General features: G+C 71.1%; 25 protein-coding genes. 8 read left to right on the forward strand and 17 right to left on the reverse strand.

Features of this window, described 5'->3' with window-relative positions:
- Positions 1 to 4: 4 nt before the first annotated feature.
- Positions 5 to 754 (reverse strand): DUF429 domain-containing protein, encoded by a 750-nt coding sequence (locus MTE01_RS08820; RefSeq protein ID WP_141376934.1) that lies wholly within the window; start codon positions 752 to 754, stop codon positions 5 to 7.
- A gap of 83 nt (positions 755 to 837) precedes the next feature.
- Between MTE01_RS08820 and MTE01_RS08825 the strand changes: the two genes are divergently transcribed.
- Both MTE01_RS08825 and MTE01_RS08830 read left to right on the forward strand, forming a co-directional pair.
- Positions 838 to 1,209 carry a hypothetical protein gene (locus tag MTE01_RS08825; protein ID WP_116239615.1) on the forward strand — a complete coding sequence of 124 codons (372 nt, stop codon included), beginning with the start codon at positions 838 to 840 and terminating at the stop codon, positions 1,207 to 1,209.
- Between the two features lie 43 nt (positions 1,210 to 1,252).
- Complete coding sequence (locus MTE01_RS08830) at positions 1,253 to 2,140, forward strand: helix-turn-helix transcriptional regulator (RefSeq protein WP_141376936.1); 888 nt, start codon at positions 1,253 to 1,255, stop codon at positions 2,138 to 2,140.
- Positions 2,141 to 2,179: 39 nt separating this feature from the next.
- On the opposite strand, the gene MTE01_RS08835 is transcribed toward MTE01_RS08830, so the two are convergent.
- From MTE01_RS08835 to MTE01_RS08850, 4 genes are all read right to left on the reverse strand, one after another.
- Positions 2,180 to 3,376 carry an MFS transporter gene (locus tag MTE01_RS08835; RefSeq protein WP_141376938.1) on the reverse strand — a complete coding sequence of 399 codons (1,197 nt, stop codon included), beginning with the start codon at positions 3,374 to 3,376 and terminating at the stop codon, positions 2,180 to 2,182.
- 172 nt (positions 3,377 to 3,548) lie between these two features.
- Complete coding sequence (locus MTE01_RS08840; RefSeq protein ID WP_141376940.1) at positions 3,549 to 4,229, reverse strand: class F sortase; 681 nt, start codon at positions 4,227 to 4,229, stop codon at positions 3,549 to 3,551.
- On the reverse strand, positions 4,230 to 5,738 hold the full coding sequence (locus tag MTE01_RS08845) for a tyrosine-protein phosphatase (protein ID WP_170210664.1): 1,509 nt from the start codon (positions 5,736 to 5,738) through the stop codon (positions 4,230 to 4,232).
- Positions 5,739 to 5,935: 197 nt separating this feature from the next.
- On the reverse strand, positions 5,936 to 7,018 hold the full coding sequence (locus MTE01_RS08850; protein ID WP_103207223.1) for a citrate/2-methylcitrate synthase: 1,083 nt from the start codon (positions 7,016 to 7,018) through the stop codon (positions 5,936 to 5,938).
- A 52-nt stretch (positions 7,019 to 7,070) separates the two neighbouring features.
- On the opposite strand from MTE01_RS08850, the gene MTE01_RS08855 reads away from it, so the two are divergent.
- The gene (locus MTE01_RS08855) at positions 7,071 to 8,252 is read left to right on the forward strand and encodes a citrate synthase (RefSeq protein WP_170210665.1); all 1,182 of its coding nucleotides are present in this window, start codon (positions 7,071 to 7,073) and stop codon (positions 8,250 to 8,252) included.
- 230 nt (positions 8,253 to 8,482) lie between these two features.
- Here the strand turns inward: MTE01_RS08855 and MTE01_RS08860 are convergent, their stop codons facing one another.
- Both MTE01_RS08860 and MTE01_RS08865 read right to left on the reverse strand, forming a co-directional pair.
- Entirely contained in the window at positions 8,483 to 8,752 is a 270-nt protein-coding gene (locus tag MTE01_RS08860) for a DUF6457 domain-containing protein (protein ID WP_103207226.1), read from the reverse strand.
- 185 nt (positions 8,753 to 8,937) lie between these two features.
- Positions 8,938 to 9,900 carry an alpha/beta hydrolase gene (locus MTE01_RS08865; RefSeq protein ID WP_141376946.1) on the reverse strand — a complete coding sequence of 321 codons (963 nt, stop codon included), beginning with the start codon at positions 9,898 to 9,900 and terminating at the stop codon, positions 8,938 to 8,940.
- 114 nt (positions 9,901 to 10,014) lie between these two features.
- Between MTE01_RS08865 and MTE01_RS08870 the strand changes: the two genes are divergently transcribed.
- Positions 10,015 to 10,578 carry a TetR/AcrR family transcriptional regulator gene (locus tag MTE01_RS08870; protein WP_141376948.1) on the forward strand — a complete coding sequence of 188 codons (564 nt, stop codon included), beginning with the start codon at positions 10,015 to 10,017 and terminating at the stop codon, positions 10,576 to 10,578.
- A gap of 12 nt (positions 10,579 to 10,590) precedes the next feature.
- Here the strand turns inward: MTE01_RS08870 and mobA are convergent, their stop codons facing one another.
- Genes mobA through MTE01_RS08885 form a run of 3 tightly spaced genes read right to left on the reverse strand, consistent with a single transcriptional unit; the run spans position 10,591 to position 12,855 of the window.
- Positions 10,591 to 11,166 (reverse strand): molybdenum cofactor guanylyltransferase, encoded by a 576-nt coding sequence (mobA, locus tag MTE01_RS08875; RefSeq protein ID WP_141376950.1) that lies wholly within the window; start codon positions 11,164 to 11,166, stop codon positions 10,591 to 10,593.
- Positions 11,160 to 12,356, reverse strand: coding sequence for a molybdopterin molybdotransferase MoeA (locus tag MTE01_RS08880; protein WP_246078147.1), 1,197 nt, complete (start codon positions 12,354 to 12,356; stop codon positions 11,160 to 11,162). The genes mobA and MTE01_RS08880 overlap by 7 nt, the downstream gene beginning before the upstream one ends.
- A gap of 40 nt (positions 12,357 to 12,396) precedes the next feature.
- The gene (locus MTE01_RS08885; protein WP_103207239.1) at positions 12,397 to 12,855 is read right to left on the reverse strand and encodes a GNAT family N-acetyltransferase; all 459 of its coding nucleotides are present in this window, start codon (positions 12,853 to 12,855) and stop codon (positions 12,397 to 12,399) included.
- Positions 12,856 to 12,937: 82 nt separating this feature from the next.
- Here MTE01_RS08885 and MTE01_RS08890 point away from each other — a divergent pair, with 82 nt between their 5' ends.
- Entirely contained in the window at positions 12,938 to 13,432 is a 495-nt protein-coding gene (locus MTE01_RS08890) for a DUF1990 domain-containing protein (RefSeq protein ID WP_141376954.1), read from the forward strand.
- Between the two features lie 217 nt (positions 13,433 to 13,649).
- A complete protein-coding gene (locus MTE01_RS08895) occupies positions 13,650 to 14,852 on the forward strand; it encodes a ricin-type beta-trefoil lectin domain protein (RefSeq protein ID WP_141376956.1) in 1,203 nt (400 codons plus the stop codon).
- A gap of 69 nt (positions 14,853 to 14,921) precedes the next feature.
- Here MTE01_RS08895 and MTE01_RS08900 read toward each other — a convergent pair whose 3' ends face one another.
- From MTE01_RS08900 to MTE01_RS08925, 6 genes are read right to left on the reverse strand one after another with little or no spacing between them, the layout of a single operon-like run.
- Complete coding sequence (locus tag MTE01_RS08900) at positions 14,922 to 15,788, reverse strand: Asp23/Gls24 family envelope stress response protein (RefSeq protein WP_141376958.1); 867 nt, start codon at positions 15,786 to 15,788, stop codon at positions 14,922 to 14,924.
- 18 nt (positions 15,789 to 15,806) lie between these two features.
- The gene (locus tag MTE01_RS08905) at positions 15,807 to 16,394 is read right to left on the reverse strand and encodes a hypothetical protein (RefSeq protein WP_103207251.1); all 588 of its coding nucleotides are present in this window, start codon (positions 16,392 to 16,394) and stop codon (positions 15,807 to 15,809) included.
- Positions 16,394 to 16,972 (reverse strand): Asp23/Gls24 family envelope stress response protein, encoded by a 579-nt coding sequence (locus tag MTE01_RS08910; protein ID WP_141376960.1) that lies wholly within the window; start codon positions 16,970 to 16,972, stop codon positions 16,394 to 16,396. Before MTE01_RS08910 ends, MTE01_RS08905 begins: the two co-directional genes overlap by 1 nt.
- On the reverse strand, positions 16,972 to 17,364 hold the full coding sequence (locus tag MTE01_RS08915; RefSeq protein ID WP_141376962.1) for an Asp23/Gls24 family envelope stress response protein: 393 nt from the start codon (positions 17,362 to 17,364) through the stop codon (positions 16,972 to 16,974). The genes MTE01_RS08910 and MTE01_RS08915 overlap by 1 nt, the downstream gene beginning before the upstream one ends.
- Positions 17,361 to 17,549 carry a DUF2273 domain-containing protein gene (locus tag MTE01_RS08920; RefSeq protein WP_103207258.1) on the reverse strand — a complete coding sequence of 63 codons (189 nt, stop codon included), beginning with the start codon at positions 17,547 to 17,549 and terminating at the stop codon, positions 17,361 to 17,363. Before MTE01_RS08920 ends, MTE01_RS08915 begins: the two co-directional genes overlap by 4 nt.
- Positions 17,546 to 18,028: an Asp23/Gls24 family envelope stress response protein gene (locus MTE01_RS08925; protein WP_103207261.1), complete on the reverse strand. Its 483-nt coding sequence runs from the start codon at positions 18,026 to 18,028 to the stop codon at positions 17,546 to 17,548. The genes MTE01_RS08920 and MTE01_RS08925 overlap by 4 nt, the downstream gene beginning before the upstream one ends.
- 310 nt (positions 18,029 to 18,338) lie before the next feature.
- Here MTE01_RS08925 and fdhD point away from each other — a divergent pair, with 310 nt between their 5' ends.
- Positions 18,339 to 19,229 (forward strand): formate dehydrogenase accessory sulfurtransferase FdhD, encoded by an 891-nt coding sequence (gene fdhD / locus MTE01_RS08930; RefSeq protein WP_141376964.1) that lies wholly within the window; start codon positions 18,339 to 18,341, stop codon positions 19,227 to 19,229.
- 60 nt (positions 19,230 to 19,289) lie between these two features.
- Positions 19,290 to 21,614 carry an FdhF/YdeP family oxidoreductase gene (locus MTE01_RS08935; RefSeq protein ID WP_103207267.1) on the forward strand — a complete coding sequence of 775 codons (2,325 nt, stop codon included), beginning with the start codon at positions 19,290 to 19,292 and terminating at the stop codon, positions 21,612 to 21,614.
- A gap of 214 nt (positions 21,615 to 21,828) precedes the next feature.
- Here MTE01_RS08935 and MTE01_RS08940 read toward each other — a convergent pair whose 3' ends face one another.
- Complete coding sequence (locus MTE01_RS08940; protein WP_116239625.1) at positions 21,829 to 22,824, reverse strand: glycerate kinase; 996 nt, start codon at positions 22,822 to 22,824, stop codon at positions 21,829 to 21,831.
- Positions 22,825 to 23,181 lie beyond the last annotated feature (357 nt).

Raw genomic sequence — 23,181 nt, forward strand, 5'->3', positions numbered from 1 at the left:
CAGCCTATGTCGCCGCCAGCGTCTCGAGGGCCCCGTCCGGCAGCACGACCCACCCCTCGCGCCGAACGATGGGGAGCATTCCGGATGCCGGGCGCTCGAACGATCCGAGGGCTCCAGCGCGAGTGGCCAGAGCGGCGATGACGGCGTCGAAGGCGTCGGCCTTCGCGATCGCCAGGGGAGCGAACCCGCCGACGTCGAGCCACGGTGCCCGCTCGGTCAGGGCGTCGAACAGGAGCGCCCGGCGGGTGGCATCCACTCGATACCCGCTCGTGTCGAAGCCCCAGAGGCGCAGCGAACCGCCGGGATACACCTCGAACAGGCGCCCTTCGGCCGCGCGATCGACCGGGAATCCGGCCTCGGCCAACCGCCGCAGCAGTCCCGCGCCGCGCAGCGCCGTCACGCCCAGTCGGTCGGTCGAGACGCTCAGCGGCCAGCGCCCGATGCGTTCGCGCACGACGTGGTCGGTGTGGCGATAGACGAGCGAGCGGCGCCACTCCGCCCCTCCGTCGACCGGGCCGAGCGCGGGGTCCGCCTCGGCGTGGTGCGCCTGCACGAAGTCGACGAACGCGTCGGGCCAGCCGAGCGGGCAGTCCACCCCGAGCCACGCGTCGCCAGAAGCGACGGATGCCACGATGTCGGCATCCTGGATCCCGATCTCGAGCCGCGTGAGGCGGGCCGCGCCATCGGCCCAGTGCATCTCGGCGAGGGCCGTGCCGGGGGCTCCGGCGGCGAGGTCGACTCCGACGGTTCTCATCTCCTCGAGCCTAGGCGCGGTCGCCCGCGGCGAGGCCCGTCAAGACCTCGCCGAAAGGCCTCGCGACCTGGGAGGATCGAGACATGGCAGACGACGACCTCCCCGATTCGCTGGAACCGGCCGTCGACATCCCGCCGCGCGACGAGCCGCCCGCTCCTCCCACACCGAAAGGCGACCTGAGGATCGCGTCCGTCGTCGCGATCGTGACCGGCGTCATCGTCATCGCCTGGTACCTCTTCGTCGCGACGGCGAGCGCCATCGCCGACGTCGACAACCTCATGTGGATCCAGATCGGCATGTGGGTGCTCGCCGTGATCTCGTTCGTCTGCGGCATCGTGAGCCTGAACGCCCGCATGGCGCGCGAGCTCGCCGCGGCGGGGTTCATCGCGGGGGTGGCGGCGGGTCTGCTCTCCGTGACGATCGGACTGTTCAGCGGCCTCGAGCTCTTGGGCTGACGCGGCGCGGAATAGCGCCGAGACGAGCGGGGTTTCCGCTCTCATGACGTCACGCGCCGCGCTCGAGAGCGCTCTGTCGAACATCGACGTCCACCCCGGACACGCCTGGCGACCGTCGTTATCGGCGGGCGAGAGGGTGACGCTGTCACGCGGGGAAGCGGCGATCGTGTACGTCCGCTCGGGCGAACTCACCGGTGTCAGCGCCGCGCGAGCGGGATGCTCGGTCAACGCACCGTCCGGCGCGGCGACGACGGTCGAGGGCGGGCGCACCCTGCTCACGGGAGACGCGTTCATCTCGCTCGGATGCCACCCACTCGAGCTGGCGTCGCAGTCCGGCGCCGAGGTGACCGTCGTCCCCCTCGAGGTCGTCGCGACCGTGCACACCCGCGCCCTGCCGCCGGTGGTGTTCGTCAGCGGCTTCGCCCGCGCCGAGCCCGCTGCGGCCGGTCTCGCCGCCCATCTCGGCGTCCCCGCACCGGGGGCCGCCCTCGACCGCCACGGCGACGAGACCATCTGCAAGCTCATGGTGACGACCGTTCTGCTGTCGGCGCTGCGCGCGTGGGCGGCGTCCGAGCAGGACGCGTCATGGCCGCCGCGCACCGCCGACCCGTTCCTCGCCCGCGTGGCGGCCGCCGTCGATGACGACCCCGGTCGCGAGTGGACGATCGATCAGCTCGCGGCGCTCGGCGCGATGTCGCGCTCGGTATTCGCCGCACGGTTCCGCGAGGTGTTCGGCACCTCACCCGCGTCGTACGTGACGGCGGTGCGGATGCGCCGCGCGGAAGACCTTCTCGACGCGGGGACCCCCGTCTCGGAGACCTCGCGGGCTCTGGGCTACGCCTCCGACGAGGGATTCCGCCGCGCGTTCCGGCGTCATGCCGGGGTCGCCCCGTCGGAGTGGCGCAGCGCTCGTCGGTCGCTCACCGCCTGAGACCCCGCCGCTCCATCGGTAGCGACGGGGTCGTGGTCGTCAGCCCGCGAGGGAACGCCGGCGCAGGGAGAGGCCGAACAGCACGGCGCCGATCACGAGCAGCAGGATGCCGATGGCGTCCACCGTCACGACTCCCGCGGCGTCCACGAGCAGGCCGCCGAGGCCGGCCGCGATGGTGATCGCGAGCTGGAAGCCGGTGACGATGAGGCTGCCGCCCGCCTCGAGGCGGTCGGGCATGCGGTGCCCGACCCAGGTGTTCACGATGATCAGCCACGACGAGAAGAAGAAGCCCCAGACCAGGACGGCGGCCGCAACCGCCCCCACCGCCGAGGGGAGCAGGACCACGGTGGCCACGGCGAGCGCGATGACCAGCGGACCGACGACGGCCAGACGCGCGAAGGCGCGGTCGACGATGATCCCGACGAGGATGTTCCCCACGAACCCGCCGACCCCGAACAGGGCCAGCAGCAGCACGATGGTGCCCGCTTCCACGTCGGGGATGCGCTCGAGCGACAGACGCACGTAGGTGTAGGCGAGGAAGTGGCCGAGGACGACGAGCACGTGACCGACCATGCCACCCGCCACACCCCGGCGACGGAGGGTGTCGACCAGGATGCCGAGGCTCGACGCGGCTGCCGCCGGGACGGGCGGCAGCACGACGCGCACCGCGATGCCGACCGTCGCGGTCGCCACAGCCACGAGCAGGAACGCGAGCCGCCAGTCGAGCGCCTCGCTCAGCGCGACACCGAGGGGGACGCCCGCCACGGTGGCCAGCGACAGCCCCGCGGAGCCGAACATGACGGCGCGGCCGATGCGTTCGGGGCTCGACAGGCGTGCCGCCACAGTGATCGACATCGACCAGAACGAGCTGATCGCTGCCCCCAGCAGGAACCGGGCGATGAGGATGGCGACCAGGCTCGGCACGATCGCGACCACGAGGCTCGAGAGCGCGGCCGCGGCCGCCGCCAGGACGAGCAGCGTGCGACGGTCGAGCCGGGGCAACAGCAGGCCCACCGTCGGGGCGACGAGCAGACCGGCCAGGGCCGTGACCGTGACGGTCTGGCCGGCTTGGCCCGGGGTGATGCCGAGTGAGGCGGCCATCTCGGTGAGGACGCCGTTCGGGAGGAACTCCGCCGTGACGAGCAAGAAGCTGAGCAGCATCACGACGATGAGGCCGCCGTACCGCATCGAGGGTGGGGCGGAGAGCGAGGTCGGAACGGGAGCGGTCGTGGTCATGTTCCGATGCTCGTTCAGCGCCGCCGCCCTCGCCCGACCGATCGTCCGCGGCATCCGACCATTCGTCCGGGCCTCCGCGCGGGTGCTCGCGAGAGGCCCGCGATCCTGTCCGCCGCGTTCGCTCCCGACGGGCGAGACCGCCGAGAGGCGGCTCCGGCGCCCCTTGCTCGGTTCAGGTGACTCTCCGGGCCTCGATCACGAGATTCTCGGTCGAGGGGAGACCGTCGGATCGCTGGAGGCAGGTGACGACGACAAGCCTGCCCGCGGTGTTCGCCCACACGTCGGCCTCGCTCCCGATGGCGGTCTTGTCCACGACCTGCGTTCGATCGACGCGATAGTGCACGTCGGCGACCGAGATGTCGGCCCCGACCGCGATCCGCGCCCGGGCTGCGTCCACGTCGATGAGCGCGTTGCCCGGGCCGACGCCGCCCCCGCGCAGGGAGTGCATCACGACGAACACGGTGCCCGCGTCCGCCCGGTCGGGCGAGACCCCGAGGTTGCGCACCCAGTACGCCGAGGTGAAGCCGGGCGGCTGCAGGACGCCATCGACGACGTTCATGGCTCCGAGCGGGACGTCGAGTCCCACCGACGGTGCGGTGAATCTGCCGACGCCCTCTGGCGTCGCGGATGCGCTCGGCACCGGGTCGGGCCCGTCGAGCTGCACGGGATTGCCCGCGAGATCGTGCTGCGCCGCCGAGGGGCCACCGTCACCCGCCGAAGCCGGGGGAGGCGCGAAGAACGGGCCGAGCGCGATGCCCGCGGTCACGATCAGCCCCAGGGCGGCGGCCACCGCGGTGGCGGCGAGGATGTCTCCCCGCCGCCACCGCCGCAGAGACCGGAGAAACCGGTTCATTCAGCGTCCGAAGCGCGAGCGCGCGCGGCGCGTCACGCCGACGAGGGCCAGCAGCACCAGACCGAGGCCGCCCAGGGCGATCCACGGCCATGGCGCGGGCTGTGCGATCACCGTCCCCCCGGTTGCCACCGAGGGACCGGAGGAGCCGGTGCTCGCGGCGGTAGCGGTGGCCGCGGGCACCGTCACGGACAGGGGAGCGCTCACGGCGTTGCCGTTGGCATCCGCCAAGAACAGCGTGTGCGCCCCCGTCGCCAGCGATGCCGGCAGCATCACGTCAGCGGTGATCGACCCGTCGCCGGCGGCAGTGAGGTGGCCGATGACCGTGGGCGTGGAGTGCACGACCACGTCGTAGCCTGCCCCGGCGACGAAGCCCGCGCCGGTCACGTGCACCGTCGAGCCTGCCGCGATGTTCGTTCCCTGCGCGAGCGCGATGGTGGGGAGAGCGACGGTGATCGTGTAGGTCTTCATCGTGGTGCCGTCTTCGGCCGTCACCGTGACGGTGGCCGTCTGGCCCGACACGGTGACCGCCGAGGTAGCCGCAGCGCTCGAGGTCGTCACCCGCACGTCGGATGCCGAGAGCGTCGCGATCGGGGCGGTCACGACCGCGCCACCGGTGTCGGCGGCGGTGTCCAGGGGAACACCGACACCCCCGACGCTGATGCTCGAGGCGGTTGCGTCATTCGAGACGAGGAAGCGGGAGCGCAGAGCGGTGGCCTCGGTCGGTGTCACGCCGATGGTCTGAGAGATGTAGGCGTCGAGGCCGCCGTACTTCTTCGCGACGTCCGCCTCGAACGTGCCCTGCAGCAGCGCGGGAGTGGCCCAGGTGACGCCGAGCTGCGTGTTCGACAGCAGATAGTCGTGGAGGATGTCGGAGCTGCCGACCCCCAGGATGCGGTACAGCAGGTCCATCACGGTACCGGTGCGGTCCATGCCGTGCGAGCAGTGGATGAGGACGGTCCCGGTGGTGTGGGCCGACATCAGCCGAAGGATCTGGGCGTAGGCGCCGATCATGACGCCGGGCGACGAGGGGCTGACATATCCCTTGTCGACGAGGTCGTGGTACATCGCCGTGTCATCGCTGTAGTTCCCGTCGCTGCCGAACATCGAGATGTTCACGTACTGGGCGCCGGGGACCGTGACGTCGGGCTTCGCCGACACCTGCGCGGGGGTGCGCAGGTCGATGACGAGGTCGACGTGGTACTTGCTCGCGAGGGTCTGGGCGCCGGCAGAGGTGACCTTGTCGAGCGACTCCGTGCGAAGCAGACGCGGAGCATCGACGATCTGCGCGCCGGCACCGACGAAGGACCCGAGCTCGCGGCCGTTGACGAGGCCGGGCACATCGGTGATGGCGTGATCCTGTGCGGTCAGGGCAGGCTGCAGCTGCGGGTTGGTCGCCGCCTGGGCGGCGGTCGCACCGAAGCCGAGGGAGCCGAGGGTCGCGGCGACGGCCAGGGCGGCGGAGAGCAAGCGCGCGGATGTCACGCGGCGGGAACGGGTAGTCACTGTCATCCTCAGGGGTCGGAGATGGGGGTGGGCGGCGGCACCCGTTCGAGTGGGCGGGTGAGCCGAAGGCGACCGTCCCAACCCCGGGTGACGAACCCGAGAACGCGAGCGAACCTGTACCGAACGGACTCTGAGGATGTTGTCCTGAGGAGGCGATGAATCGGCGGAGAAGCCCTCATCTGTGCACCCGCACCCGACTCGCCTCAGCCGACGAGTACCCGCCCCACATACCGCGCCGCCGGTCGGATGATCTTCGGGTCCCGCGCTTGCTCGAGCACGTGCGCGGTCCATCCGATCGTGCGGGCGAGGGCGAAGGTGGGGGTGAACATCGCGCGCGGGATACCGCACTGCTCCATCACCACCGCGGCGTAGAACTCGACGTTGGCGTGCAGCGGGCGCTCGGGCCGGCGCTGTGCGAGCTGACGCTCGGCCTCTTCTTGGAAGGCCAGCGCCTGGGTCACGCGGTCGCCGCCGAGGCCGCGCGCGACCTCGCGCAGCAGCTCGGAGCGCGGATCGGCCGTGCGGTACACCGCGTGCCCGAAGCCCATCAGTCTGCGTCCCGCATCGAGCTCTCCCGCGATCCAGGCGGCGGGGTCGTCGTCCGCGCGGTCGAGACTGTCGAGGGCGCGGGCCGGGGCTCCGCCGTGCAGCGGCCCCGAGAGCGCGCCGAGCGCGCCGGAGAGACAGGATGCCATGTCGGCCCCCGTCGACGCGATGACCCGGGCCGTGAAGGTCGAGGCGTTGAAGCCGTGGTCCATCGCCGCGACCAGGTAGGCCGACAGTGCGCGGACGTGGGCGTCGTCGGGAGCCGTCCCGGTCACGCGCTCGAGGTAGTCGGCCACCACGCCGCGACCGCCCGCCGCCCCGGGCGCGAGAGCGAGCGGGGCCAGGGCGGCGAAGGCGATCGCCTCGTCGAGCCGCGCATCGGAATCGAGGTCGTACAGCGCCGCGGACGAGCGGGCGGATGCCGCGAGCGTCCACACCGCGCGAAGTGCCGCGAGCGGCTGATCGGTGCGGGCCGTGACCGCGGCGATCAGCCCGGGCAGGGCGGGGTCGGCCTGTGCGGCCGAGACGCGCGCGGCGAAGGTGGCTCGGGTCGTGGCATCCGGGAGTTCCCCCACCACCAGTAGCTGCCAGACGTCCTCGAAGGAACGCGTGCGCGCCAGCTCCACCGCGGAGGAGCCCCGGTAGTGGTAGACGCCGGCGTCGCCGTCGACATCGCTGATGGTCGTCTCGGCCGCGACGACGCCGTTCAGTCCGCGGGGCACATCGATCAGGTCGCTCATGCGCTCAGTGTGCGAACATGACGACGACAGCGTCAACGTTGATCGGATCAAGATGAGCGCTCCCCTCCCCCGCCTTTCCGCCGCACAGGTGGCCGCTCGGCTCGGTGTGAAGCCGGAGACCGTCTACGCCTACGTCTCGCGCGGACTCCTTCGCCGCGAGCGCGAGTCCCACGGCTCCACCTTCGATGCGCTCGAGGTCGAAGCCTTCGCCGCCGGTCGTCGCCGGACGGCCACTCGGATGCCGACCCATCCGACGACCGGTATGCCCCTCGGTGTCGTACAGACCGACGTCGCCGACATCGAGGACGACGAACTGCTGTACCGGGGCCGACGCGCCCGCGACCTGATGGATCGTCCGTTCGCCGAGGTCGTGGCCTGGCTGTGGGACGAGGAGCGCGTGGACGCTCCCGACCCGGCGATCGGCAGCGCCCGCGCGATGGTCGAGGCCCTCCCTCTGCACGCGGGGTCGATGGACCGCCTGCGCGCCGCCCTGACCGGCTTCGCCGCCGACGATCCGCTGCGCTACGACGCGTCGACCGCGTCGGCCCACCGCATCGGGTGGACGCTCCTCACCGGTCTTCCCGTCGCGCTCGGCGGCCGCCCCGACGCCGACATCGCGCGGTCGTTGGTCAGCGTCTGGAACGCGCCGACCGACCCGGCGACCATCGCCGCCGTCAACGCCGCGCTCGTCCTGCTGATCGACCACGATCTCGCGGTGTCGACCTTCGCCGCGCGGGTCGCGGCCTCGGCCCGCGCCGACGGATACGCCGCCGTCAGCGCCGCGCTCGGCGCGGCCGACTCGCCCCTGCACATCTCCGCGGCGACCCGCACCGCCCGCCTGCTCACGCGCGTGCGACGCGGGCAAGAACCCGAGCGGGCGCTGGTCGATGCGCTGCACGAGGGCAACGGCATCCCCGGCTTCGGTCATCCGCTCTACGCCGGGGGCGACGATCGGGCCGCGGCCCTGTTTCCGCTCCTGGTCGCACTGCCCGACGGGGAAGGGACGATGGATGCCGTGCGGCGGCTGTCCGACGTCGTCGCCGACCGTGCGGGGTTGCGGCCCAACGTGGACCTGGCGCTGGCGGCACTGGCATCCGGGGCCCGCCTCCCCGAGGACGCGGCGGGCACGATCTTCGTGCTCGGGCGGGTTGTCGGGTGGATCGCGCACATCGCCGCGGAGTACGCCGAGCAGGCCATGCGGCTGCGTCCTCGCGGGGAGTATGTGGGGCCGTGACCGCTCGCCTCAGCCCGTTTCCCCCACCGAACGAAAGTCGATAGATGATGCGTCGATATCTGGCGATCGCTCTTCTTGCGGCCGCGGTCGCGAGCACGACGGGCTGCGCGCCCACCTCGGGCCTCTTCGAGTGACACCGGCCAGCGACGCTCGCCGGGTCCCGAGCGATCCCCGTGAGCGCCGCTCGGTGCCGCGGCCGACGACGCCCGATCAGCGATACGGGCGCCCGATCAGCGGTTCTCCCACTCGCGCGCCATCTGCACCACCGCCGCCACGGCGGCCTCAGTGTCGGCGGGTGAGCCGCCCGCCCGACCGGCGACGAGACCGGCGACGAAGGCGCTGAGTGGGGCCGCGGGCCGGGCGACACCGTTGGCGACGTCGCGCGCGAGGTCGAGGATCAGAGAGATGGGGATGTCGCCCTCCGCCAGACCGAAGCGCTCCGCGAGAGCGGCGCTCCAGTCGTTCAGCGCTTCGGGGGGCAGCGTGCGGGACTCGGTCATGGTTCCTCCTCGGGCCGTGGGGAGATCGTCCCACGACTCGGCCCGAAGGAGGTGGCATCCGAGGACGAGTCACCGAGACCGCTACACACGCCGCTCTCGACCACGCGGGTTCGCCGTTTACCGAACGCGTCCTGACGACCGTCCGCCCGGACCATGCTCCACAGCACAGCCCGGGCCGGCCGGCATTACGCCGCGAGCGCCTTCGACAGGAAGGCGACGGCCTGAGCGACCGCCGCCTGCGCCGCGTACGTGTCGTGGAGCGCGTTCACCATCACGAAGTCGTGCACGATGCCCTGGTAGCGGACGGCGGTGGTGGGCACGCCCGCCTGACGGAGCTTCGCGGCGTAGGCCTCGCCCTCGTCGCGGAGCACGTCGGCCTCGGCCGTGATGACGAGCGCTTGCGGGAGTCCCGCGAGCTGATCGAGCGTGGCGCGCAGCGGCGACGCCGTGATCTGGGCGCGGTCGTCTTCGCTGGTCGTGTACTGGTCCCAGAACCACTTCATGCCGTCGCGCGACAGGAAGTAGCCCTCCGCGAAGCGGTGGTACGACTCGGTATCGAAGGCCGCGTCGGTCACCGGGTAGAACAGCACCTGCGCGGCGAGGTCGACACCGCCGCGCTCCTTGGCGAGCAGGGTGAGGGCGGCCGACATGTTGCCGCCCACCGAGTCGCCCGCAACCGCGACGCGTGAGGCGTCGAGGCCCTTCGATGCCCCTTCGGCGACGATCCACTGGGCGGTCGCCCACACCTGCTCGATCGCGTGGGGGTACCGCACCTCGGGTGAGCGGTCGTATTCGGGGAAGACGACCGCGGCTCCGGTTCCCACCGCGAGGTCGCGCACGAGACGGTCGTGCGTGTGCGCGTCGCCGAAGACCCACCCTGCGCCGTGGATGTAGATCACGACGGGCAGCACACCGCTCGCACCCCGCGGGCGGACGATGCGGACCTTCACCGAGCCGCTCGGACCACCCGCGACCTCGATCCATTCCTCGTCGATCTCGGGCTTGAAGATGGGATCGTCCTGAACGCCGTCGACGGCGGCGCGCCCCTCGGCCGGCGGCAGCTGGTAGAGGAAGGGCGGTTCGCTGGTGGCATCCACGAACTGCTGCGCGGCGGGTTCGAGGGCGATCTCGTGCGGGTTTCCGGACATGGTCGGGGCTCCTTCTTGACGACGGTTCTGCGAAGCGACGGGTGAGAACGATCGTTCTCACCTTCGCTCCTCACCATAGAGAACGATCGTTCTCGCGTCAACTAGACTGAGGACATGACCGAGACCCGCGACCGCATCGTCGATGCCGCCGACGCCCTCTATTACGGGCGGGGCATCGGTCAGGTGGGGATGGATGCCGTGCGAGACACCGCCGGCGTTTCGCTCCGAGCCCTCTACAAGGAGTTCCCCGCAAAAGACGACCTGATCGTCGCGGTCCTCGACAAGCGCCACGGCACGTGGACCGACGGGGTGACCGACGCCGTCGAGCGCATCGACGACCCTCGCGAACGGCTGCTGGCGGTCTACGACTACCTCGCGCACTGGTTCGACGAGGCGGACTTCCGAGGCTGCGGCTTCATCAACGCCTTCGGCGAATTGGGAGCCGCCAACCCCGGCGTCGCCCGCGCGGTGCGCGCACACAAGGCCGATTTCCAGCGATACGTCGCGAAGCTCGTCGAGGCGGCGGGGGCTCCGGCCTTCCTCGCTCCCCAGCTCGCCATCCTCGCCGAGGGCGCCCAGACCACCGCCGCGATCGCCGGGACGCCCGAGGCCGCGGGCACCGCGCGCGCGGCCGCATCGACACTCATCGACGCCGCCTTCGCACACGGAGCGAGCTGACGACCCCTCTCGTCAGGTCGCCGAAGGCCCTTCCGATGCCACCTCTCGCAGGTCTTCCCAGGTGTCGATATCGCGCGTCAACGCGGGGTCGGCCGGCACCGGCTCCACCCTCAGCCCGCCCAGGAGCGCCCGCATGGACGCGTCGCGCCCACCCTCGAAGACACCGGATGCCGCAGCCCGCAGCGCCGCGGCCCGGTAACGGCCGATGAGCCACTGGCGTCGACCGTCGTCGAGGCACACCCCGTCCGCAGCGTCGGGGACCGGATCGCCCAGAAGCGCCACCGCCGGACCAGCGGTCGGAAGATCGCAGGCGACGACGAAGACCTCCGTGGCATCCACGTGGCCGAGGGCGGCGATGATCGCGGCGACCGGGCCGCCGAAGGGCGGCTCTTCTCGCGTCCAGGTCACCTCGAGCGCATCGTCGAGAACGGGGGCGACGACGACGACGCGTCGAGCACCGGCGGCTCGGACCGCGTCCACCGCCGTACGCAGCAGCGTCTGCCCACCCACGCGCACGAGCGGCTTCGTCGCCCCGCCCAGTCGTGAGGCCCTCCCCCCGGCCAAGAGGATGGCATCGACGCTCACCATCGCGTGACCGTGACGAGCTCCCCGGCCGCGACGTCTCTCTCGCTCGGCGGGATGACGGCGAGACCGTCGGCGTCACCGAGTCCGCGCGTTCCGTGGGAGGTGGGAGTCGCAACCCATCGGGCGGGGTCGGAGCGGTCGAGGCGCACCGGCACGTACTGCACGCGGCCCGGCCGGGCCCGGCGCCCCTCGGAAAGCGCGACGCGCAACGTCTCGCGCCCCAGGTCGGCGTCGCCCTCGAGAGCACGGACGGCCGGACGCACGAATAACTCAAACGAGACCGCGGCGCTCACGGGATTGCCGGGCAGACCGAACAGCAGCGTGCCGGCGGGGGTGCGGCCGAAGCCCTGCGGCTTACCCGGCTGCATGCGCACCCGGTCGAAACGCATGAGGTCGCCGAGGGTGTTCTTCACGACCTCGTACGCACCCGCGCTCACCCCTCCCGAGAACACCACGATGTCGGCCCCTGCTGCTTCGGCGGCAGCGATGGCCCGACGTGGTCCGTCGCCCTCGTCGCCGACGCTCGCGCGCAGCACGATCTCGGCCCCGGACTCCTCGGCCAGACCGGCCAGCAGCACGCTGTTCGATTCGGGGATCTGACCGCGGCGGAGCGGGTGGCCCGCGGGCTGCAGTTCCGAGCCCGTCGACACCACCGCCACCCGCGACGCGCGCGACACCGAGACCGTTCCCACCCCGGCGGCCGCGATCGCGCCGAGCCGGGCGGCGGTCAGACGCACACCCTCGGGGACGACGAGTTCACCCTCCCGCACGTCCGAGCCGCGATGCCGGATGTGCGCCCCGGGCCCGCGGGGAGCGATGAGCACCGTGACCGCGTCGAGCCCGCCGGCGAGCCCGCCCTCGGTGTCTTCGAACGGGACGATCGCCGTCGCGTCGGTCGGCACGGGCGCCCCCGTCATGATGCGCGCGGCTTCGCCGGCATCCACCCCCGGATCGAGGTCGGTGCCCGCGGGCAGATCGGCGACCACGCGCAGAGTGGCGGGTGCGCCGAGGTCGCGCACGGCGAACCCGTCCATCGCCGAGCTGTCGAAGCCCGGGACGTCGACATTCGCGAACACGGGATGCCGCAGCACTCGACCGCGGGCAGCGGCCACCGCCCGGGCTTCGGGGGCGAGCGGAACGACCTGCTCGAGAACGGCGGCGAGGTGCTCGGCGACGTCGATCACACGGTCCATCCGCGGGGGGAGAAGGGCATGCCCTCAGCGTAGGCGCGGGTCAGAGGTCGAGGCGGTGCGGGATCGCTTCAACGCCGTCGCGATAGGGCGCGAACCCCATCGCGGCGTAGTACGCCAGGGCGGGCGCGTTGTCGGCGCCGATGGTCGCGTCGATGTGGCGCAGGCCCGCGGCCTCCGCCGCCGCGAGGGTCCTCGCGAAGAGGCTGCGGCCGATCCCGCTACGCCCTACCTCGGGGTCGATGTGCGTGCCGATGATGCCCCAGCCCTCGTCGACCCCGTAGGGGTTGCCGGGCCAGGCGCGCTTCAGGGACTGGAAGCCGACCACCACGCCGTCGCGGTCCGCCACGGTGCAGGCGATCGAGTGCTCGGGGTCGAAGTACCGCTCCTCGACGAACGCCGCGTCGGACTGCGACGATCGCAGTCCCGCGCGATGGATCGCGTTCTGCACGTCGACCATCGCGTCGATGTCGGCCCGGCGCGCGTCTCGGAACTCGATCATGCAGCCATCTTCGCAGCCTCCTCCGACATTCCGTCGGCACAACCCCGGACCGCGCCACCTCTCACCCCTCTACCGTGGGCGCATGGACGAGCTGACATACGACGAGGTCGGCGCGACCGCCGGTCGGATGCCGCCCGGGTATCACCACGTGCGCGTTCGACGGGTGATCGGGCGCGGTCCGGAGGTCTTCGCGACGGCCGCCGATGCCCTTCTCGCCGGTGAGGCGCAACGGCGCGCGGGAGCCCGGGTCGAGGCGTCCGAGACGCCGATGCGCGAGGGCACACGCGTGACGATGCGGTTGGGGGTCGGCATCCTGAGCGTCCGCATTCCCTGCCTCGTCGTGTGGGCCGACCGCACCAATACCGTCGCCGGTTTCGCCTACGGCACCCTCCCGGGGCACCCGGAGCGCGGGGAAGAACGATTCACCCTGACGCTCGCCCCGACGGGGGAGGTCGTCTTCGCCATCGCCGCGTTCTCGGCGCCCGGACGCTGGTTCACGCGCATCGGCGCCCCGCTGGGTCGCGCGGTGCAGGCCTGGATGACGAGACGGTACCTCCGCGCGCTCGACCCGCGCTGAAGCGCTCTCCCTCGAGAGCACCGCCGCCTCTCGCGCCAGAAGGTCGAATACGCCGTGACGTCCGTTCCGCTCGAGATCGCTTTTGCCCTGCCCTCGCGCTACCGCTGAGTCGAGTGGGCGGGGCGCCGGCATCTTCCATGCGCTCTCCTATCGGCCGAAGACGACGCCAGCCGCGGCGACCGCGACGGGCTCGCTCGGCAGCTGGCCGCAGCGGGGCATGAGCCTGTTCGGGAGAGCCAGTTCTTCGGGCGGGCGCAAGATCGTCCAGATCACGAAGGGGTTCTGCGTACTGGCATCCGACGGCTCCGTCTGGTGTCGCGGATCGAACAACTACGGCCAGCTGGGGACCGGATCCACGGACTCCGCGTCGGCCGACTTCGTGCAGGTGACCTTCCGCACGGGTCTGTACGCCACGCAGCTGTCATCCAACGGGACGACCGTCGCGGCTCTGCTCAACAACAACTCGGTGTGGGGCTGGGGGAGGAATACCGACGGGCAGCTCGGCAACGGCTCGACCAGCGACACGGTGTCCTTCAAAGGGCTGGGCTCGCAGGAGTTCATCAAGGTGTCAGTCGGCGGATCGCATGTCAGCGCGGTGGCCGCCGACGGCACCCTGTCCAGCGCCGGCCTGAACGCATCCGGGCCGCTCGGCAACGGAAGCACGACCTCGAGCAGCTCCGCCGTCATCGCGTCGGGAAGCGACATCCCGAACTTCGCAGACGTCGTCGACGGCGGCTCTCAGACGTACGGCGTGACGTCGAGCGGCGCTCTGTGGGGATGGGGAGCCAACCTCGTGAACGGTGTCTCCACCATCGGAAACGGCAACACATCGACCACGTCTTACACATCACCGGTCCGTACCGCGACGAACATCACGATCGACGACGGTGCGAACAAGCTCACGTGCGCCAGTGGCACGACAGCGAACAAGATCGCGCGCTGCGCTCCTTCGGGTACCCTCACCTACTCGGTGACGTACGCCGTGCAGTCGTGGGTATCGGGAGCCGTGAGCAAACAGGCGTCGACGACAGCGACACAGCTGGGTTCGGTCACGTTCGGCGGTCCGGGTTCGCTGGCCATGTGCTTGGGGCTCCGAGGCGGCTCCAGTGCCAACTACACCCCCGTTGAGCTCCAGACCTGCGACTCGTCGTCGAATCAGACATGGAGCTCTTGGTCCGACGGAACATTCCGCTCGAACGGGAAGTGCCTCGACGTGAAGGGCAGCAGTCCCGGCAGCGTGGTGCAACTCTGGTCCTGCAACGATCTGGGCTACCAGTGGTGGGTTCTGCGTGACGACAAAACGGTCTACAACCCGAGCTCGGGACTTTGCCTGACCGACCCGAACGGATCGACGAGCTCCGGGACACAGCAGGTCATCGACACCTGCACGGGCGCGTGGAATCAGCAGTGGTCGTTCTGACGACCATCGACTGATGCAGCAGGAAGGGCGACTCGGCCGAAGCCGGGTCGCCCTTCCGCATCGGTGTCGTCAGCCGCGGGGGCGCTCCTCCTCAACAACCGACTGCACGTCGTCGACCGCCGGGGTCTTCTCGTCGGCGCGCACCTCGTCGGCGGCGATCGCGATGTCGATCGCCGCATCCTCGAGCGCCTCGGCGACGACGTCGCTCACGTCGGCACGATCGTCGCCCCGATCTTCGTCGGAGGCACGCGGGCGCTCGGGCTCGAGGCCGTCGGTCAGGCGATCCGCGGCATCGATGTCCGACTCCGCGTCGGCCGTGGTCACACGCTCACGCGCTTGGCGGACGGTCTCGTCCACGGCGGCCGCGGCCCCGGCGGCGACGTCCTTCGTCTTGGCGACGGCGGCATCGACGGTCTCCGAGGCACTGGCCGCGAGATCCTTCGACCTCTCGCGCGCATCATCGACGGCGGTCGACGTGCGATCCGCGACGTCCTGCGCTTTGGCCTTCACCTCATCGGCCACGTCTGACGCGCGGGCGGCGACGGCATCCGCTTTCTCCTCGGCTTCGGCGACCACATCACGGTCGAAGGGACCGAAGACGCCGGTCACGACGACGTCGACCTCGATCGTGCCGCGGCCGAGCGGCTCGAGAGCCGAGACCACCGCGGTGCGCACGTCGCCCGCCACCTCGCGCAGCTTGTGGGGATAATCGACGACCAGCGAGATGGTCGCAGTGACCGAGCCGGCACGGTCGGTGTCGATCTTGACGCCGGGTGCGGTGCTCGCCAGGCCGACGCGTTCACGGACGGCGTCCGACGCCCGTCCGATCAAGCTGCCGAGAGCGTGGACGCCAGGAACGGAACCGGCGGCGGTCGCCGCGAGCGTCGCCGCCGCGTCGAGGTCGGGCGGGTCGATGGTCGCATCGGTGATGGACATCACGTCTCCTCGTGGGTGTCAGTGAACGCGGGTGTTGTCGCGCGCGAGTTTCGCGCGCAGACCCGAGTGGATCGAGATGTAGGCGCGCAGGTTCTGGCCCGTGAGCGCGGCAAGGTTCGTCACCAGCGTGTCGACGTGCTCGGCGACCTCACGGGGCGAGGTGTTCTGACGCGGGGTGACCGCCACGTGCAGCACGGACTGCTTTCCGACCTCACCGGCGGTGATGCGAGACGAGAGGATCTCGTCACGCTCGCCCAGCGCGTTCTTCAGTGCCTCGGAGGCGAAGCCGTCGGTGACGGTGATGCGTCCCTCGTCGTTCGCACTGCCGGTGGACTGCAGCGGGGCCTGACGACGACCGCGCACGGCGGCCGAGGCGATCAGGATGAGGATGACGGCCAGCACCACGATCGCAGCGACGGCGCCCCAGCCGGCGGACTCACGACCCAGCGACTCGAGCCAGCCCTGGAAGCCGCCCATGACGGAGCCCCATGTGCCGGTACCGCCCGGGAGGAGCCCCACGACGAGGGCGAGAGCGCCCAGGCCCAGCAGCACCAGGGCGACCAGGAAGAGCAGGAAGCGGTTCAGACCGCGTCGCGTCGCGTTCATCAGGACTCCTTGGTGTCGGGACGCTGCACGCGCAGGTGGGTGCGCACGGCGGGCGAGAGCTTGTACGAGGTGACTTCCTCGTCGACGATGCGGCGCAGCTGCGCCTCGTCGACCGGGATGCCGACCGGGGGCCGCACCGTCACGTCGACGGAGCGGTGGGCGACGCCGACGACGATGTCGTCCCGCGCGATGCCCGATTCGTTGCTGAGGTGCTGAGCGAGGGCGGATGCCACGACGCCGTTGTCCACGACGACGGCACGCTCCCCCCACGACATCTCGTGGCGCGAGAGGCGGCCGGGCTTGAGAGCCAGAACGAGCACGATGAGTCCGACGATGGCCAGGACGACCCCGCCGCCGATGAAGGCGGCCGGCATGAGAGCGGTGGGCGCCGCGACCACGGCGTTCAGCGCCTCACCCGGGGAAGCCAGCAGGGGCTGGGCCCCGGCAAGGTCGAGGATGATCTCGACCGCGGCGTACGCGAGGACGAGCAGCAGCAGCACGACCACGACGAGCATCGCCACGGTGCGGGGCGAGTGGGTCTCGCGACGCACGACGGTGCGGAGCACGGTGTCAGTCATCACAGCACTCGCTTTCGCTGAGGGGCGGTAGCGCCCGAGATGGTGAGGTCGACGCGCGAGATCTCGCGGCCGAACAAGTGGGTCAGACGCGAACGCAGCTCGGTCTGCGCGACGCGCGCGGCCTCCAGCACGGGAGTCGCGGCGCGCACGGCCTCGGTGTCGTCGAGGCGGGGGACGGGGAACGGGGTCGTCACGCGCACCGCCGCGGTGTCGCGGGCCGAGACGATCTCGACGCGGACGCTCTTGGCATCCACACCGACGATGTCGGCGGCGGCCCGCTCGGCCGTCTTCTGCAGTACGCGGTCGGAGATGGACACCCGACCGGCGGGGAGGCCGGGGCCGGCAACCGTGGTGCGGTTGCCGACCCCGGGGAAAGCGGTGACGGTGGTCACGATGTGCTCCGACCCTTGAAGGCGTTGACGATGTTGCCGAAGTCGAGTTCACCCGCCGTGATGCGAGCGACGACCACGCCGATCGCCATGAAGAGGGCGACGAGGATGAAGCCCCAGAAGCCGAAGATCAGAGCGCTGAGGGCCAGTACCAGGCCGGCGAGAGCGCCCTTGGTGGAGGCGCTCACTGGACGCGCTTTTCGTTGCTGTCGTCGTCGTTGTTGTCGTCGCCCGGGATGTGGACGTCGTTCACGTCGACGTTGACTTCGACGACCTCGAGGCCGACGAGGCGGGTGATGGCACCGGCGACGCGCGAGCGCACCTGGTCGGCGACCTCCTGGATCGGGGCGCCGTACTCGACGACGATCGTGATGTCGGCGGCGGCCTGCGTCTCGCCCACCTCGACCTTGACGCCCTGCGTCAGGTCGGTGGCGTTGATCGCGTCACGGATGGCGCCGAGCGCGCGGGCTCCGCCGCCACCCAGGGCGTACACACCGGCGACCTCACGGGTCGCGATGCCGGCGACCTTGGCGACGACGCCCTCGGCGATCGAGGTCTTGCCCTCGACGGGAGCGTCCTGGCCGCGGCCGTTGAGCGGACGGTTCACGCGCGACGCCGACTGGGGGACGTTCTGCGCAGCGGGGGTGGTGGGGGCGTTCTCAGCCATGTCCGTGCCTTTCGAATGTCTGGACCCGGGTGTCCGGGGTGGGCGCTTCGGCCTACATGACTCAGACGTACCGGGGGCAGGAATCGTCACGCCGGACGTGAAAAAGTCCGGCGAATCTGTCTCCGCGGGAATGCGGATGGCCATCTCCCACGAGATTCCGCGGCGGGACGCGTCCCGACGACGTGGTCGGCCCGGCATCCCCGTCCGGAGAATCCGGTCGACATCGCGCCTCGATCGCCCGCCCGCGACGTCGGAGGCCCGGCGTACGCTCGACCCATGACCCCCTTCTGCTCCTCGGCGCGGCCCTGACATGGGCCGCCTCACCGCCTCGCGTCGAGTGACGCGCATCACTCTCGACGGCGCGAACCGCCAGCGGCCGGATGCCGTCGCGGTCGAAGAACCGCTCGAGATCCGCGTCGCGGGCTCGCCGTTGGCCGTCACGATGCGCACGCCCGGTCACGACGTCGAGCTCGCGGCGGGTTTCCTCGTGTCCGAGGGCGTGATCAGCCGCGGTGAGGACTTCGCCCGTGCGATCCACTGCGGCGGGCCGGGTACCGGCGGCGCCGACGGCAACACCTACAACGTGCTCGACCTCACCCTGGCCCCGGGCATGGCTCTTCCTTCCCCCGACATCGCGCGCTCGTTCTATACGACGAGCTCGTGCGGGGTGTGCGGCACGGCCTCGATCGAGGCGGTCGAGAAGGTGTCGACGTACGACGTCTCCACCGATCCCCTCTCGGTGTCGCCGCACGAGGTCGCGGCGTTCCCCGATCGCCTCCGCGAGCAGCAGAAGACGTTCGACAAGACCGGCGGCCTGCACGGCGCCGCCCTGTTCGACGCCGCGACCGGCGAGCTGCTCGTCGCCCGCGAAGACGTCGGGCGACACAACGCCGTCGACAAGGTCGTGGGCTGGGCCCTGTTGAACGACCGACTCCCCCTCCGCGACACGGTGCTGCAGGTCTCGGGCCGCGTCAGCTTCGAGCTCGTGCAGAAAGCCGTCATGGCCGGCATCCCGATGCTCTCCGCCGTCTCGGCGCCGTCGTCTCTCGCGATCGAACTCGCCGAGCGCGCCGGGCTGACCCTCGCCGCCTTCGTGCGCGGCAACAGTATGAACCTCTACACGCGCGCCGACCGTGTCCGTGTCCCCGAGGCCCCGGCATCCACAACCCCCTCCGCCGAAAAGATGACGAGCGTACGCTGACGAGAGGCGGGCGGTGTGTGGATGCCATCGACTCGACGCCGGAATCCACGGAGGGTGAACATGGGTGAATCGTTCGGACTGATGACCGAGGAACCGCGCCAGGGAGGCCTCGGCCCACGGGTCGACGGCGAGTGGTCGAGCACCGGGCCCTACGAGCACCCGGCCGCCGGCTGGGGCGCCGCTCTGACCGTCGGCAAGGTGCTGCTCGAGCAGCGCCAACCGGTCGCCGGCACCAAGGCGATGTTCACGATGAACCACCCCAAGAGCGGCTTCGACTGCCCCGGGTGCGCGTGGCCCGACGACAAGGGCGTGACCCTCGACATCTGCGAGAACGGCATCAAGCACGTCACGTGGGAGATGACCCACAAGCGCGTCGGCAAGGAGTTCTTCGCCGAGCACTCCGTCAGCGAGCTGTCCCAGTGGAGCGATTTCGAGCTCGAGGACGCGGGTCGCCTCGTCGGCCCCATGGTCTACGACGCCGAGACCGATCACTACGTGCCGATCTCGTGGAACGACGCCTTCCGCCTGATCGCCCACGAGCTCACGGCGATGGACTCCCCCGACCAGGCCGCGTTCTACACCTCGGGTCGCCTGAGCAACGAGGCGTCCTTCCTCTACCAGCTGTTCGCGCGCGAACTCGGGACGAACAATCTCCCCGACTGCTCGAACATGTGTCATGAGGGCTCCGGCCGCGGGCTCACGGCATCCCTCGCCACGGGCAAGGGCACCGCCGACCTCGAGGACTGGGAGAACGCCGACGCGCTGTTCATCCTCGGGGTGAACGCCGCCTCGAACGCGCCGCGCATGTTGACGAGCCTCGCCGAGGCCATCGACCGCGGGGCGCAGATCGTGCACGTCAACCCTCTGCGCGAGGTCGCCGGCACCCGCACGATCGTTCCGCACGAGATCGTCGACATGGCGACCTTCCACTCGACTCCGACCAGCACGATGAACCTGCAGGTGCGCCCGGGCGGCGACCTCGCGCTGATCCGCGGTATGGCCAAGGTCGTCTTCGAGGCGTCCGAGACCGACCCGAGCGCCCTCGATCAGGCGTTCCTCGACCGGTACACGAGCGGGCTCGACGCTTACCGCGCGCTCGTCGAGGCCACGACCTGGGACGAACTGGTCGAGCAGGCGGGTCTCACCGAGGCCGAGATCCGCGCAGCCGCCGCCGTCTACCTCGCCTCGAAGGCGTGCGTCATCAGCTGGTGCCTGGGCGTGAGCCAGCACCAGCACGGCGTCGACACCGTGCGCGAGATCGTCAACCTGCTGCTGCTGCGCGGCAACGTCGGCCGCAAGGGCACGGGTCCCTCTCCCGTGCGCGGTCACAGCAACGTCCAGGGCAACCGCACGTGCGGCATCAACCACAAGCCCACCGAGGACTGGCTCGCGAAGCTCGACGAGGTCTGCGGCATCACCTCGCCCCGCGAGCCCGGTCTCGACACCGTGCACACGGTGGCGGCCCTGCACCGCGGCGATCTGAAGGTCTTCCTCGGCATGGGGGGCAACTTCGTGCGCGCCGCCCCCGACACCGCGCTCACCGCCGAGGGCATGAGCCGGTGCGAGCTGACCGCGCACGTGAGCACCAAACTCAACCGCAGTCACCTCACGCACGGCAAGAAGGCGCTCATCCTCCCCTGCCTCGGCCGCACCGAGCGCGACGAGCAGGAGTCCGGCCCGCAGTCGATCTCGACCGAGGACGCCATGAGCTCCGTCATGCTCTCACTCGGCTCCCGCAAGCCCGCGTCGCCCCACCTGCTCAGCGAGCCCGAGATCATCGCGCGCATCGCGCGGGCGACCATGCCCGACTCGGGCACGCCATGGGAGTGGTACGTCGGCGACTACGACCGCATCCGCGACACGATGGCCAAGGCGCTGCCCGGGTTCGAGCGCTTCAACGAGCTCGTGCGCCAGCAGTACGGCTTCCGTATCCCCCAACCCGCCCGTGAGCGCGACTTCCAGACGCCGTCCGGCAAGGCGGAGTTCTCGGATGCCGAGCTGCCCGACGTCATCCCCGCAGAGGCCGACGTGCTGGTACTGCAGACCATGCGCTCGCACGATCAGTGGAACACCACGATCTACTCGGCCGACGACCGCTACCGGGGCGTCCGCAACATCCGCGAGCTGGTGTTCATGAACCGGCGCGACATGAAGGAGCGCGGCATCGCCGAGGGCGACCTCGTCGACATCGTCGCCACCTCGCGCGACGGGTCGGTGCGCAGCGTCACCGCGTTCCGCGCGCTGGAGTACGACACCCCGCGTGGTAGCGCCGCCGGCTATTTCCCCGAGCTGAACGTGCTGCTCGGCCCCGACGACTACAGCCGCCAGAGCGATCAGCCGCTGATGAAGGACATCCGGGTGCGGATCGCGAAGACCGGAGGCTGACGCGGGGTTCGCACGACAGAGTCGGAGAATCGCGCCGAAATCGGACGAGTGATTCCGCGGCATCCGATCCTGCGTTCATCCGATCCCCGCGATCGCCCCTCGTCGGTTCACGGACCTCGGGAGAAGATCGGACTCCCGGCGTCGGACCCGAGCGACGGTGCAGGCGCTGCGCGTCCACCCGACGCCGACGCCGACGTCGTCTCATCGCGGCGGCTCAGAGGTCGAGCTGCCAGAGGGCTTGCGTCGTCGTGACGCGGAGCGCGTCGGCGGCGTCGCCGAGAGCGCGCTCGGCGCCGAGGACCTCGCTCATGGAGAAGACGCGCGAGCCGACGGCATCCGCGGTGACGACCCCCGCGATGACGACCGCGGGGACGCGGAGACGGGCGGCGAGGGCGAGGACGTGTCCCGGGCCCTTGCCCGCGGTACTCGTCGCGTCGAAGGCGCCCTCGCCGGTGAGGGCGAGGTCGGAGACCGCGAGCGCCTCGGTCAGCCCGAGCGCGTGCGCGACGTACGCCGCACCGTCCACGACCTCGGCACCGGCGGCGAGCAGAGCGCCCGAGAGACCGCCCGCCGCCCCCGACCGGGGAACATCGGCGACGTCGGCACCGAAGCGCGCCGCCCACTCCTCGGCATCCGTCCTCAGTCGCTCCGTCAGGCGGGCGACGAGCTCGGGGGCCGCGCCCTTCTGCGGAGCGAAGACCGTCGCCGCGTGAGCGAACGTCGTCGTCGTGTCCGTGAGCACCGTCACCCGCCCGGGAGCGAAGGGCACGTGAGCGTTCAACGCCTCGATCGCGCCGCGCCCGCCGTCGGTGGAGGCGACACCCCCGCTGCCCACGACCACCCGTGTCGATCCCGCCTCGAGAGCGCGCGCGATGAGCTCGCCGACGCCACGGGTGGTGGCGGCCCAGGGATCGTTCGCGTCCGCTCCCCCGGCCAGGAGAAGCCCGGATGCCGCCGCCGCCTCGATCACGGCGGCTCGACCGTCGAGCCGCCAGGCGGCGCGCACGGGTTCGCCGAGCGGTCCGGTCACCTCGTCGTAGACGTTCGCCCCGCCGAGGGCGTCGAGGGTACCGTCTCCGCCGTCGGCCATCGGCACGATCGCGATCTCGGCGCCGGACCACCTGTCGCGCACGGCGAGGGCCATGGCATCCGCCGCCTCACGCGCGGTCAGCGTGCCCTTGAACTTGTCGGGGGCGATGACCACGCGCATGCTGTACCGTTCCGGGACGGGGAGGCAGAGCCCCGGCCCGTCCCCATCATCCCGCGCCCGCGGTCGAGCGGTGACCGCAGAGCCGCGAGCGTGTCCGGCCGCCGCCCGACGACGACGGCCGGACACGCTCGGCCCGAGACGGGATGCCGCTACGAGGCGGAGGGGGGTGCGCGACGACGGCGCGCGCGCACCCCCCTCCCGCAGCCGTACAGGCTGATCGGTCGCGCGAGGCCGTGGGCCCGTCAGCGTCCGAAGTCTTCGTAGATGCAGGTCACGCTAGCGCCGGCATGTCACGGGCCGTTTCCCGACGACCCACCGCCCTGCCGCGTCGGACCACCCAACTAGACTGACTGGCGT

Source organism: Microbacterium testaceum (assembly GCF_006539145.1).
Lineage (GTDB): Bacteria > Actinomycetota > Actinomycetes > Actinomycetales > Microbacteriaceae > Microbacterium > Microbacterium testaceum.